This window comes from Streptomyces sp. NPDC023157, from assembly GCF_055560575.1.
Map to the genome: position 1 here is coordinate 12527 of NZ_JBVHIL010000005.1, position 12852 is coordinate 25378.

Annotated in this window: 12 protein-coding genes; 9 read left to right on the plus strand and 3 right to left on the minus strand. The window is 74.4% G+C overall.

From position 1 onward, the window contains the following. Positions 1-24 precede the first annotated feature (24 nt). Entirely contained in the window at positions 25-960 is a 936-nt protein-coding gene (locus tag ACZ3ZE_RS18680; RefSeq protein WP_361176587.1) for a Ppx/GppA family phosphatase, read from the minus strand. 41 nt (positions 961-1001) lie between these two features. Here ACZ3ZE_RS18680 and ACZ3ZE_RS18685 point away from each other — a divergent pair, with 41 nt between their 5' ends. Beyond that, positions 1002-1913 carry a DUF3109 family protein gene (locus ACZ3ZE_RS18685; RefSeq protein WP_467259841.1) on the plus strand — a complete coding sequence of 304 codons (912 nt, stop codon included), beginning with the start codon at positions 1002-1004 and terminating at the stop codon, positions 1911-1913. A 20-nt stretch (positions 1914-1933) separates the two neighbouring features. Here the strand turns inward: ACZ3ZE_RS18685 and ACZ3ZE_RS18690 are convergent, their stop codons facing one another. Then, on the minus strand, positions 1934-3625 hold the full coding sequence (locus tag ACZ3ZE_RS18690) for a BACON domain-containing protein (RefSeq protein ID WP_361176589.1): 1692 nt from the start codon (positions 3623-3625) through the stop codon (positions 1934-1936). 175 nt (positions 3626-3800) lie between these two features. Here ACZ3ZE_RS18690 and radA point away from each other — a divergent pair, with 175 nt between their 5' ends. Both radA and disA read left to right on the plus strand, forming a co-directional pair. Then, positions 3801-5210: a DNA repair protein RadA gene (radA, locus tag ACZ3ZE_RS18695; protein ID WP_361176591.1), complete on the plus strand. Its 1410-nt coding sequence runs from the start codon at positions 3801-3803 to the stop codon at positions 5208-5210. 167 nt (positions 5211-5377) lie between these two features. After that, entirely contained in the window at positions 5378-6436 is a 1059-nt protein-coding gene (gene disA, locus ACZ3ZE_RS18700) for a DNA integrity scanning diadenylate cyclase DisA (protein ID WP_361176852.1), read from the plus strand. Positions 6437-6538: 102 nt separating this feature from the next. Here disA and ACZ3ZE_RS18705 read toward each other — a convergent pair whose 3' ends face one another. Continuing rightward, entirely contained in the window at positions 6539-7363 is an 825-nt protein-coding gene (locus ACZ3ZE_RS18705; RefSeq protein WP_467259844.1) for a hypothetical protein, read from the minus strand. Positions 7364-7612: 249 nt separating this feature from the next. On the opposite strand from ACZ3ZE_RS18705, the gene ACZ3ZE_RS18710 reads away from it, so the two are divergent. From ACZ3ZE_RS18710 to cseC, 6 genes are all read left to right on the plus strand, one after another. After that, the gene (locus ACZ3ZE_RS18710) at positions 7613-8275 is read left to right on the plus strand and encodes a phosphatase PAP2 family protein (protein ID WP_361176595.1); all 663 of its coding nucleotides are present in this window, start codon (positions 7613-7615) and stop codon (positions 8273-8275) included. A 33-nt stretch (positions 8276-8308) separates the two neighbouring features. Further along, on the plus strand, positions 8309-9235 hold the full coding sequence (locus ACZ3ZE_RS18715; protein WP_361176597.1) for an HhH-GPD family protein: 927 nt from the start codon (positions 8309-8311) through the stop codon (positions 9233-9235). 266 nt (positions 9236-9501) lie between these two features. After that, positions 9502-10083: a SigE family RNA polymerase sigma factor gene (locus ACZ3ZE_RS18720; RefSeq protein WP_361176599.1), complete on the plus strand. Its 582-nt coding sequence runs from the start codon at positions 9502-9504 to the stop codon at positions 10081-10083. Continuing rightward, positions 10071-10748 (plus strand): hypothetical protein, encoded by a 678-nt coding sequence (locus ACZ3ZE_RS18725; RefSeq protein ID WP_361176601.1) that lies wholly within the window; start codon positions 10071-10073, stop codon positions 10746-10748. Before ACZ3ZE_RS18720 ends, ACZ3ZE_RS18725 begins: the two co-directional genes overlap by 13 nt. A gap of 18 nt (positions 10749-10766) precedes the next feature. Beyond that, the gene (gene cseB, locus ACZ3ZE_RS18730) at positions 10767-11471 is read left to right on the plus strand and encodes a two-component system response regulator CseB (protein ID WP_361176603.1); all 705 of its coding nucleotides are present in this window, start codon (positions 10767-10769) and stop codon (positions 11469-11471) included. Continuing rightward, the gene (gene cseC / locus ACZ3ZE_RS18735; protein ID WP_442303681.1) at positions 11468-12847 is read left to right on the plus strand and encodes a two-component system sensor histidine kinase CseC; all 1380 of its coding nucleotides are present in this window, start codon (positions 11468-11470) and stop codon (positions 12845-12847) included. The genes cseB and cseC overlap by 4 nt, the downstream gene beginning before the upstream one ends. The last annotated feature ends 5 nt before the right edge of the window (positions 12848-12852 follow it).

Genomic DNA, 12852 nt, shown 5'->3' on the forward strand with positions numbered 1-12852 from the left:
CGGCGGCCGGCCCCGGCGCGGGTGCTACAGCTCGTCCGGCAGGTGGTCCAGGCGGCGCAGGATCACGCCCTCGCGCAGCGCCCAGGGGCAGATCTCCAGCTCCTCGACGCCGAACAGGTCCATCGCGCCCTCGGCGACCATGGCGCCCGCCAGGAGCTGGGCGGCCCGGCCCTCGGAGACGCCGGGGAGGGCGGACCGTTCGCCGACGGTCATGGCGGCGAGCCGCGGCACCCACTCCTCCAGGGACTTGCGGGACAGCGTCCGCTGCACGTACAGGCCGAAGCCCGAGCCGGGGGCGCCGGCGATCCGGGCCAGCTGCTTGAAGGTCTTCGAGGTGGCGACCACGTGGTCGGGGCGGCCGAAGCGGCTGAACTCGCCGACCGTCCGGGCGATCTGCGCCCGCACATGGCGGCGCAGCGCCTTCACGTCGGCCGCGTCCGCCGGGTCGCCCGGCAGCCAGCCCGAGGTGAGGCGGCCCGCGCCGAGCGGCAGGGAGACCGCCGTGTCGGGCTCCTCGTCGATGCCGAAGGCGACCTCCAGGGAGCCGCCGCCGATGTCCAGGAGGAACAGCTTGCCCGCGGACCAGCCGAACCAGCGGCGGGCCGCCAGGAAGGTGAGCCGGGCCTCCTCCTCGCCGGTGAGGACCTGGAGCGCGATCCCGGTCTCCGCTTCGACGCGGGCGAGGACGTCGTCGGCGTTGCTGGCCTCGCGCACCGCCGAGGTCGCGAACGGCAGCACCTCCTCGCAGCCCTTGTCCTCCGCGGCCACGAGCGCGTCGCGGACGGTGGCGACGAGCCGCTCGACGCCCGCGTCCGCGATGGCGCCGCGCTCGTCGAGGAGCTCGGCCAGGCGCAGCTCCGCCTTGTGGGAGTGGGCGGGCAGCGGGCGGGCGCCGGGGTGGGCGTCCACCACCAGCAGGTGCACTGTGTTCGAACCGACGTCGAGGACTCCGAGTCTCATGGACGGAACGCTACTGCGCGGACCCGCATACGCTTGTCGTTGTGCCAAAGACGAAAAAGGCGAAGCCGGGCAAAGACAGCACCGGGGACCACGCCAGCCGGGGCGACGACGCCGTGAAGTCGGCCAGGACCGCGCACGCGGCCAAGGCCGTGAAAGCCGTGAAGGCCGGGAAGTCCGGCAAGAAGGGCGCCAAGGACGACGAGCCCGACGAGAAGGGCCTCGACTTCCCGCGCGCCTGGGTGGAGTTCCCTGACCCGGACGACGAGGAGCAGGTCTACCGCTGTGACCTGACCTGGCTCACCTCCCGCTGGACCTGCATCTTCGGCAACGGCTGCCAGGGCATCCAGGAAGGCCGGGCCGACGACGGCTGCTGCACGCTCGGCGCGCACTTCTCCGACGAGGACGACGAGAAGCGGGTCGCCGGGTTCGTGGACCGGCTGACGCCCGACGTGTGGCAGTTCCACGACGTCGGCGCGGAGACGGGCTGGGTGCAGCTCGACGACGACGGCGACCGGCAGACCCGCCGCTGGCAGGGGTCCTGCATCTTCCAGAACCGTCCCGGCTTCGCCGGCGGCGCCGGCTGCTCGCTGCACATCCTGGCCCTGAAGGAGGGCCGGGAGCCGCTGGAGACCAAGCCGGACGTGTGCTGGCAGCTGCCGGTGCGGCGGACGTACGACTGGATCGAGCGCCCCGACGACACCAAGGTCCTCCAGGTGTCGATCGGCGAGTACGACCGGCGCGGCTGGGGCCCGGGCGGCCACGACCTGCACTGGTACTGCACGACGGCCAGCTCCGCGCACGTCGGTGGTGAGCCGGTCTACGTCTCGTACCGGCCGGAGCTCGTCGAGATGATGGGCGAGGCGGCGTACGAGGTCCTCGTCGGCCTGTGCGAGGCGCGGCTGGCCTCCCAGCTGCCGCTGGTGGCGCCGCACCCCGCCGACCCGGCCGGCTAGCGCGCGCGGACGGAAACCGCTCAGGACGGGCCCGGGCCCGGGTCCTGGCTCGGGGTCCCGCCGTCCGAGGCGGTGGGCCCGGGCGTGGGCTCCGTCGTCGGCTCCGTCGTCGGGGGCGTGGTGGTCGGCTCGGCCGTGGGCTCCGTCGTCGGGGGTGTGGTGGTCGGCTCCGTCGTCGGCGTGGTCGGCTCGGGCGTGGCCGGGGTGCCGGGTCCGGTCGTGGTGGGCGGGGTCGCGCCGTAGCCGTCGATGCGCAGCACCGCGCCCGAGGGGTCGACGCCGACCCGGGCGCTCCAGGCGCCGGCCGGTTCGCGGGAGCGGTCGACGGAGATCCGGACCGTGACCGACCCGCCCGGGCGCAGGGTGCCGGAGGCCTGGCTCACGTACAGCCAGGGGGCGTCCGACCACAGCGACCAGACGGCGGGCGAGCCGCCCTCGTTGGTGAGGGTGAGCAGGGTCGTCGCCCCGCTGCCCCGTGCGGCGACCGTGATCCGCGCGGGCGCCGGCTGCCCGGGCAGCGTCGGGGTGGCGGGCGCGCCGGGGCTGATCACCTCGACGGAGACGTCCGGGGAGCGGCTGCCGTGGGTGAAGCGGGGGTCGGGGGTGGTGCGGGCGTTGCCCGCGTTCTCGTAGCGCTCGTACGGGCGGCCGCCGGTGCCCGCGCCCTGCGAGCCCTCCGGCCCGTCCGCCTCGCGCGCGCTGATCCTGGCCCCGTCCTGGCCCTCCCCCACCTCGGGCGTGCCGCGGTACGACGCCCACAGGGCGAGCACCGGGGCGGCGACGACCGCGGCGACCACCGTGGTGGTGACGGCGCGGGCGCGCATCCGGTCGCGGCGGGCCGCGTGGTCCTTGGGGTCCATGGGGAATCCGGTCGGCCCGAAGCGCGGGGCGCCGGCCCGGGCGCGCGGCACGTGCAGCATCGCCACGTACGCGGCGGCCCGCGGCGCCTCCACCAGCGGCAGGCGGCCCGGCGGGCCGGCCGTCGCGCCCGGCCACGGCCCGCCCGCGCCCGCCCGCTCGGCGGCCCGGCGGCAGCGCGGGCAGTCGTCTACGTGCCGGACCAGCTCCGCGCGCAGCGCCGCGGAGAGCAGCACCTGGTGGTCGCCGGTCAGCCCGGCCACGGTCGGGCAGTCGCCCGTCTCGACGACGGCGAGGGCGGCCCGGGTGCGTTCCACCTCGCAGGCGGCGGAGGAGAGCAGGTCGCGGGCGGCGGACGGGTCGAGCGAGAGCACGGCGGCCAGCTCCCGGTGGCCGAGCCCGTGCCGGACGGCCAGCTCCAGGGCCTCGCGCTGCTCCGGGGTGGTGCCGGCGGCCTCGGGCCAGGCGAGCGCGGCCAGTTCGAGCCGGCGGCGCTCGGCGACCTCAGGGGAGAGCCGGGGCGGCGCGGGCGCGGCGACCGCGGGCCGCCCGGTGTGGGCGCCCTGCCGCCTGCGCCGCTGCTCGCCGAGGCTGCGCAGACAGGCCCAGCGGGCCAGGGCGTAGAGCCAGGCCCGGCGCCCGCCCTCGTCGGAGGGGCAGCGGCCGTGGTGGCGCTCGGCGATGGCGAGGACGTCGCCGAGGACGGCGGTGGCCGTGTCGTGGTCGCACAGCACCGAGAGGCAGTAGGTGAACAGCCCGTCCAGGTACTCCTCGTAGCGCGCGGGCGGGCGCTGACCGAGGGTGCGGGGGCCGTCGGTGGTTCGGGCGGAGGAATCCAGCCTGCTGCTCGTCACTGGGTGACCGTAGGCAAGGGGACGGGGGCTCTTCGTACCGCTTGCACACTTTTAATCCGTACGGGTGAAGCTATCGCTCGAAGGGGGACAGGAAACCGGCCGCTTGACCGGGTTCCGAGTGGTCCCCGCTGTGCTGTCGGGCCCGTTGTCAGTGGCGGCCGATACGGTGTGGCGCATGGCTGCCCGTACGAAAACCGCCAAGGACCGTCCGTCCTACCGCTGCACCGAGTGCGGCTGGCAGACGGCCAAGTGGCTCGGCCGCTGCCCCGAATGCCAGGCCTGGGGGACGGTCGAGGAGTACGGCGCGCCCGCCGTGCGGACCACCGCCGCCGGGCGGGTGTCCACCTCGGCGCTGCCCATCGCCCAGGTCGACGGCCGGCAGGCCACCGCCCGCACCACCGGCGTCGACGAACTGGACCGGGTGCTCGGCGGCGGGCTCGTGCCCGGGGCGGTCGTGCTGCTCGCCGGGGAGCCGGGCGTCGGCAAGTCCACGCTGCTGCTCGACGTCGCCGCCAAGGCCGCCAGCGAGGAGCACCGCACGCTGTACGTGACGGGCGAGGAGTCGGCGAGCCAGGTCCGGCTCCGCGCGGACCGGATCCACGCCCTCAGCGACCATCTGTACCTGACGGCCGAGACCGACCTCTCCGCCGTCCTCGGGCACCTGGACGAGGTCAAGCCCTCGCTGCTGGTCCTCGACTCGGTGCAGACCGTCGCCTCCCCCGAGATCGACGGCGCCCCCGGCGGCATGGCGCAGGTCCGCGAGGTCGCCGGGGCGCTGATCCGGGCGTCCAAGGAGCGGGGCATGTCCACCCTGCTCGTCGGCCACGTCACCAAGGACGGCGCCATCGCCGGACCCCGCCTCCTGGAGCACCTGGTCGACGTGGTGCTGCACTTCGAGGGCGACCGGCACGCCCGGCTCCGCCTGGTCCGCGGCGTGAAGAACCGGTACGGGGCGACCGACGAGGTCGGCTGCTTCGAGCTGCACGACGAGGGCATCACCGGCCTCACCGACCCCTCGGGCCTCTTCCTGACCCGCCGTGACGTCGCCGTCCCCGGCACCTGCCTGACCGTCACCCTGGAGGGCCGCAGGCCGCTGGTCGCCGAGGTGCAGGCGCTGACCGTGGACTCCCAGATCCCCTCGCCGCGCCGCACCACCTCCGGCCTGGAGACCTCCCGCGTCTCGATGATGCTGGCGGTCCTGGAGCAGCGGGGCCGGATCAGCGCCCTGGGCAAGCGGGACATCTACAGCGCGACCGTGGGCGGCGTGAAGCTGTCCGAGCCCGCCGCCGACCTGGCCATCGCCCTCGCGCTGGCCTCCGCCGCCAGCGACACCCCGCTGCCGAAGAACCTGGTCGCGATCGGCGAGGTCGGACTCGCGGGCGAGGTCCGCCGGGTCACCGGCGTCCAGCGCCGACTCGCCGAGGCGCACCGGTTGGGCTTCACCCACGCCCTGGTCCCGACCGATCCGGGCAGGATCCCGGCCGGCATGCAGGTGACCGAGGTCGCCAACGTGGGCGACGCCCTGCGCGTCCTGCCCCGCGGCCGCCGCACGCGGACGCCCGAGGAGGGGCAGGGAGCGGGGTAGCGGGCGGGGTGCCGGGCGGGGCCGGAGGCGGGGGCAGGGCCCCTCCCGGGCCGCGTCCTCGGCGCGCGGCGGAGGGCGGCGGGGCGGTGTCGCTAGACTTTGCCCTGGTCTCGCCCATCCGTACGAGCCGGAGGAGTGCAGTGGCAGCCAAGGACAACGAGGCACTGATGCGTGCGTCGCTCAGCGCCGTCGCCCCCGGCACCGCGCTCCGCGACGGTCTCGAACGCATCCTCCGCGGCAACACCGGCGGCCTGATCGTCCTCGGGATGGACAAGACCGTCGAGTCGATGTGCACCGGCGGCTTCGTCATCGACGTCGACTTCACCGCGACCCGGCTGCGCGAGCTGTGCAAGCTGGACGGGGCGATCGTCCTCGACAAGGACATCTCCAAGATCCTGCGGGCCGGCGTGCAGCTGGTGCCCGACGCGTCCATCCACACCGAGGAGACCGGCACCCGGCACCGCACCGCGGACCGGGTCTCCAAGCAGTGCGGCTTCCCGGTGGTCTCGGTCTCCCAGTCGATGCGGCTGATCGCCCTGTACGTCAACGGCGAGCGGCGCGTCCTGGAGGAGTCCGCGGCGATCCTGTCCCGCGCGAACCAGGCACTCGCCACCCTGGAGCGGTACAAGCTGCGCCTCGACGAGGTGGCCGGCACGCTCTCCGCGCTGGAGATCGAGGACCTGGTGACCGTCCGGGACGTCACCGCCGTCGCCCAGCGCCTGGAGATGGTCCGCCGGATCGCCACCGAGATCGCCGAGTACGTGGTGGAGCTCGGCACCGACGGCCGGCTGCTCTCCCTCCAGCTCGACGAGCTGATCGCCGGCGTCGAGCCGGAGCGCGAGCTGGTCGTCCGGGACTACGTGCCCGAGCCCACCGCCAAGCGTTCGCGCACGGTCGCCGAGGCGCTCACCGAGCTGGACGCGCTGACCCACCCCGAGCTCCTGGAGCTGCCCATAGTGGCGCGGGCCCTCGGCTACACCGGCTCCCCCGAGACGCTGGACTCGGCGGTCTCGCCGCGCGGCTACCGGCTGCTCGCCAAGGTGCCGCGGCTGCCGGGCGCGATCATCGAGCGGCTCGTGGAGCACTTCGGCGGACTGCAGAAGCTGCTCGCGGCGAGCGTGGACGACCTCCAGACCGTGGACGGCGTCGGCGAGGCCCGGGCCCGCAGCGTCCGCGAGGGGCTGTCCCGGCTCGCGGAGTCCTCGATCCTGGAGCGGTACGTCTAGGGGTCACTCGGCGGCGGTACGGCCGACGGTCGCTCGGCGGCGGTACGGCCGGCGGGGCCTCCGCGTGTGGTGCCGCTCAGCGGGCCCCCTCGCGCGTACCGCTCAGTCCTTGGCCAGCGTGAACGACGCCGGCAGCACCTTCACGCCCGGCATCGCGGCCTCCACCAGGTAGGTGCCCGGGCCGACCTGGCCCGCCGGGGCGGTCGCGCAGCGCGGGGCGCTCTGCTTGCGGTCCCACTCCACGGTGTGCGTGATCGTCGCCTGCGCGGGGACCTTCAGGAACAGCGGACCGGCCGGGCGCGGGCAGTCCTTCGACGACCAGATCTCGGCGCTCTTGGTGTCACTGATCGTCAACACCGCGTTGGCCGGGCCGAGATCGGCCTTGCAGGCCGCCGCCGAGGTGTTCTTGACGACCAGGTGGAAGCGGGGCTTCTCGCCGGGTTCGTAGCTGACCTTGGTGCTGCGCAGCGTCAACTGCAGGGCTCCCGGGGCGCAGTTCGGCAGCGGAGAATTGGCCGGAACCTGCTGTCCCGCACCCGTCCCCGCGCCGCCGTCGCCGCCGGCTCCGTCGGTGTCGCCGTTCTTGCCGCCGGTCGCCGCCCCCGTGTCCGCACCCGTGCCGGGGTCCGTACCCGCGTCGCCGCCCGTGCCGTCACCGCCCGCGGTGTCGGTGCCGCCGTCCGACTCGTCACGTCCGCCCGGCCGTTGGCTGATCACCGGACCGGTGCCCGAGGGCCCGGGGGTGATCGAGGGCGCGGGAGAAGAGCCGTTGGCGGAGTCGTTCGGCTTCTTCCCTTGCCCACCACCGGAGGTGACGGCCCATAGGGCGATCAGCGCGAGGAGGGCGGCCAGGCACAGCGCCACGGCCCTCCGACGCCAGTAGATGGAGGAGGGAAGCGGCCCGACCGGATTGCGCAGAGATCCCACGCCACGAACCTTACGAGAGATCGCGGCCGACTCCCGCCCCACCCGCCGCCCCGGGCACCAAGTTTTGCCGATGATCACATCCCGGCCGGGGCGGGAACCGTCGGGCGGCCGTGTCCGTTCTCTCCGGTCTCCCCGGCTCTCTCCGGCCCGCTACCCGGGCTCCTCCGCGCACCCCCTACTTTCGTCGAGGGCGGTCCTGGCCCTTGGTGTGGAGCGGAGCGCTCCGAATGCCGGTTAACGTCGACGACCATGGACAACCTCCCTTCCCTCTCCGACGGCCTGTATCTCGACATCGCGGACTTCGCCCACTCCACCCCGCACTGGTTCCAGCAACTGGCGGAGGTGTGGACGGAGCTCGGGCTGCTGCTCTTCGGGGTGCTGTTCGCGGCCGGCTGGTGGCGGGCCCGCCGGGGCTCGGACGACGCGATGGCGCTGGCGCTGCTCGCGCCGCTCGCGACGGCCTTCGGCTATGTGGTGAGCGAGGGGCTGAAGTCGCTGGTGGACGAGGAGCGTCCGTGCCGCGCGGTCGCCGGGGCGCCCGCCTCGCTGGTCGCGTGCCCGCCGCACGGCGACTGGTCCTTCCCGTCCAACCACTCGGCCATCGCGGGCGCCGCGGCCGTCGCGCTCGCCCTGTCCTGGCGCGGCATCGTCTGGCTGACCGCGCCGATGGCGCTGCTCATGGCCTTCTCGCGGGTCTTCGTCGGTGTCCACTACCCGCACGACGTGACGGTCGGCCTGCTGGCCGGCGCGGTGATCGCGTTCGTCGTCGTGAAGGCGGCGAAGCGGCCCGTCCGCTCCCTCGTACAGGCGGCGCGGTCCAGCCGGAACGGCGCAGTGGTGTGGTGTGCGGGGCGCGGGCTCCCCGCACACGCCTCCGCGCGCCCCGGGGGCGTGCGCCACGGCGCGTACTGATCGTCCGGCGGACGTGCCAGGATCGGGGGTGACATGACTTCGACTCTCCCCGGTGCCCCCGGGACCTCCGCCGTCGCCCCCGCCGCCCCCGCCGAGCTGCACGGGCCCGTCCTCGCCTGGTTCGACCGGCACGCCCGCGACCTGCCCTGGCGCCGCCCCGAGGCGGGGGCGTGGGGCGTGATGGTCAGCGAGTTCATGCTTCAGCAGACGCCCGTGGTGCGGGTGCTGCCCGTCTACGAGCAGTGGCTGGCGCGCTGGCCGCGCCCCGCCGACCTGGCCGCCGAGCCGCCCGGCGAGGCCGTCCGCGCCTGGGGCCGGCTCGGCTACCCGCGGCGCGCGCTGCGGCTGCACGCGGCGGCCCTGGCCATAACGGAGCGGCACGGCGGCGACGTGCCGAGCGACCACGGGCAGCTCCTCGCGCTGCCCGGGATCGGCGAGTACACGGCCGCCGCCGTGGCCTCGTTCGCGTACGGGCAGCGGCACGCGGTCCTCGACACCAATGTGCGCCGGGTCTTCGCGCGGGCGGCGACCGGCGTGCAGTACCCGCCGAACGCCACCACGGCCGCCGAGCGCCGGCTCGCCCGCGCCCTGCTGCCCGAGGAGGAGGCGACGGCGGCCCGCTGGGCTGCGGCCTCCATGGAGCTGGGCGCGCTCGTCTGCACCGCGAAGAACGAGGACTGCGGGCGCTGCCCGCTGGCCGACCGCTGCTCCTGGCTGCTGTCCGGCAAGCCCGCCCACACCGGTCCGCCGCGGCGCGGCCAGACGTACGCGGGCACCGACCGGCAGGTCCGGGGCAAGCTGCTCGCCGTCCTGCGGGAGGCCGCGGACCCGGTGGAGCAGGCCGCGCTGGACGCGGTCTGGGACGAGCCGGTGCAGCGGGCCCGCGCCCTGGACGGACTGGTCGCCGACGGCCTGGTCGAGCCCCTGGACGACGGCCGCTACCGCCTGCCGCTCTCCTGACGGCGCCGCCGGCCCCGCACGCCGGGGCCGGCGGGACACCCGTACGCCGGCCTGCCCGTACACGCGCAGGCTCCACACCCGCGAGCCCGTACGCCCCCGCGGGCGTCCCAAACCCCGGTCCGGAACCTCGTACCGCCGCTGTTACACAACCGATGGACAGCCGTGCGTCCGCCGACGGCTGCCACGCACAACCCCGTGACAAGCGCTCCGTAGCGTCATCGACGTAAGCAGACAGGGCTGGTCACGGGGATCGGAGGCGGTTCGGCATGGCGCACGGCGAGGTGCTCGATTTCGAGGAGTACGTACGCACGCGGCAGGACGCGCTGCTGCGCAGCGCACGTCGGCTCGTGCCCGATCCGGTGGATGCCCAGGACCTCCTCCAGACCGCGCTGGTACGGACGTACGGCCGCTGGGACGGCATCGCGGACAAGTCGCTGGCCGACGCCTACCTCCGCCGGGTGATGATCAACACCCGGACCGAGTGGTGGCGCGCCCGCAAGCTGGAAGAGGTGCCCACCGAGCAGCTGCCCGACGCCCGCGTCGAGGACGCCACCGAGCAGCACGCCGACCGGGCCCTGCTCATGGACATCCTGAAGGTGCTCGCGCCCAAGCAGCGCAGCGTGGTCGTGCTGCGCCACTGGGAGCAGATGAGCACGGAGGAGACCGCGGCCGCGCTCGGCATGTCGACCGGTACGGTGAAGAGCACGCTCCACCGCGCGCTGGCCCGGCTGCGGCAGGAACTGGAGAGCCGGGCCGCCGAGGGGGACACCCGCGCCCTGGACGCGGGGGTCCTGGAGCGGTCGACGAACGGACGAGGCGAACGGGAGCAGGTGCGTTGCGCGGCCTAGGTGCCAGAGATCGGGCGGCGGGCTTCACGGCGGTGGCCGGGCTCGCCGCCATCGGCGTGCTCGCGGCCGGCTGCTCGACCGGGGGGACGGGCTCGCGCGACGAGGGCGCGGCCCGGTCCGACGAGGTCGCCTCGACGGCCCCGGCCACCTCGCCGCCCCCCGCCGCCCTGGAGAGCGGCGCGGCGCCGGCCGCCGAGCGGGTGGACCCGATCGCGCTGCTGAAGGCCGACCCGAAGATCGGCGAGCGGCTCAAGGCGGATCTGAAGCCGTGCACCGCGGACGCGTACCCGGTGGACACCTCGTACGGGAACCTGACGAACTCGACCGCGCCCGACGTCGTCGTCAACGTGATGACCTGCGGCGACGCCGTCGGCATCGGCACGTACGTGTACCGCGAGGAGAACAACAAGTACACGAACGTCTTCATGGCCGAGGACGCCGCCGTCTACGGCACGATCGACCGCGGCGACCTGATCGTCACCAAGCAGGTGTACGCGAAGGGCGACCCGGTGGCGTACCCCTCGGGTGAGGACGTCATCACCTATCGCTGGTCGGGGAACAAGTTCACCCAGCACGACTGGGTGCACAACGACTACAGCAAGGCCGTCGGCGACGGCGGTATCGACGGTACCGAGCCCTCGCCCAGCGAGCCCGGCGCTAACTGAAGGGCGGCGAGGCGCACCATGGCCGAGACCCATGTCCTGTTCGTCGAGGACGACGACGTCATCCGTGAGGCCACCCAGCTCGCCCTGGAGCGGGACGGCTTCACGGTGACCGCCATGCCCGACGGCCTGTCGGGCCTGGACGCCTTCCGGGCGAACCGCCCCGACATCGCGCTCCTGGACGTGATGCTGCCGGGGATGGACGGCGTCAGCCTGTGCCGGCGGATCCGCGACGAGTCGACCGTGCCGGTGATCATGCTGTCGGCGCGGGCCGACTCCATCGACGTCGTCCTCGGCCTGGAGGCCGGAGCCGACGACTACGTGACCAAGCCCTTCGACGGCTCCGTGCTGATGGCCCGGATCCGCGCCGTGCTGCGCCGCTTCGGCCACGCGGGCGGCCCGGGCGCCGGGGACGGCGGGCGCGAGGACGCCGCCGAGGGCGGACTGCTCGCCTTCGGCGACCTGGAGGTCGACACCGAGGGCATGGAGGTGCGCAGGGCCGGGGTGCCGGTCGCGCTCACCCCGACCGAGATGCGGCTGCTCCTGGAGTTCTCCACGGCGCCCGGCACGGTGCTCTCCCGCGACAAGCTGCTCGAACGGGTCTGGGACTACGGCTGGGGCGGCGACACCCGCGTGGTGGACGTCCATGTGCAGCGGCTGCGCACGAAGATCGGCCAGGACCGGATCGAGACGGTCCGCGGCTTCGGCTACAAGCTCAAGGGGTGACCCGGACCGAAACCGGCAGGGTCACCGAGGACGCACAGGATGAAGCAGGTCAGCAGGTGGTGAAGGGGCTCGCCCTCCGTACGGGGGTCCGCTGGAAGATCGCCGTCGCCATCGCGGCGGTCGGCGCTCTCATCGCGGTCACCCTCAGCCTCGTCGTCCACAACGCGGCCCGCGTCTCCATGCTCGACAACGCGCGCGACGTGCAGATGTGGCGGCTGCTCTTCGCCCAGCGGGTGTACGAGACGTCCAAGCCGAAGGAACCGCGCTTCGGCACCAAGATCAACGACCCGGCGCTGCCGGCCCAGCTCGACCAGCTGATGCGCGACAAGCGGCGCGGCACCTACGTCCAGGAGCACCGCCAGGGCCCGCCGGACGTATGGGCGGCCGTACCGCTCGCCAACGGCGACGTCCTCTCGCTGCACGTCCCCTTCGCCGACCGCAGCGCCACGATCATGAAGGACCTGGACCGGGCCCTGATCATCGGCTCCGTGTCGGTGGTCTTCGGCGGCTGCGCCCTCGGCGTGCTCATCGGCGGGCAGCTCTCCCGGCGGCTGCGCAAGGCGGCCGCGGCGGCCGGCCGGGTCGCCCAGGGCAACACCGACGTGCGGGTACGGGACGCCATCGGCGGTGTCGTACGGGACGAGACCGACGAACTGGCCCGGGCCGTCGACGCCCTCACCGACGCCCTGAACGAGCGCATCGAGGCCGAACGGCGGGTCACCGCGGACATCGCCCACGAACTGCGCACCCCCGTCACCGGGCTGCTCACGGCGGCCGAGCTGCTGCCGCCGGGACGGCCCAGCGAACTCGTACGCGACCGGGCGCAGGCCATGCGGACCCTGGTCGAGGACGTCCTGGAGGTGGCCCGGCTCGACAGCGCGTCCGAACGGGCCGAGCTGCAGGAGGTCGCGCTCGGCGAGTTCGTGGAGCGGCGGGTGCGGGTGCTCGACCCGGAGGCGGTCGTACGGGTCGTCCACGAGTCCTGGGTGAGCACCGATCCGCGCCGCCTGGAACGCATCCTGGGCAACCTCCTCGCCAACGCGGCCAAGCACGGCAAGGGCCCGGTCGAGGTCACCGTCGAGGGCCGGGTGGTCCGCGTCAGGGACCACGGCCCCGGATTCCCCGAGGCCCTGCTCCAGGACGGCCCGAGCCGCTTCCGTACGGGCAGCAGCGACCGCGCGGGCCAGGGCCACGGCCTGGGCCTGACCATCGCGGCCGGCCAGGCCCGGGTCCTCGGCGCCCGGCTGACCTTCCGCAACGCGGCCCCCGAGGGCACCGCCCCGGAGGGCGCCGGCGGCGCGATCGCGGTGCTGTGGCTCCCGGAACACGCCCCGACCGCCACGGGCAGCTTCCCCATCCTGCGGCTGGCCGACTAGCGGGA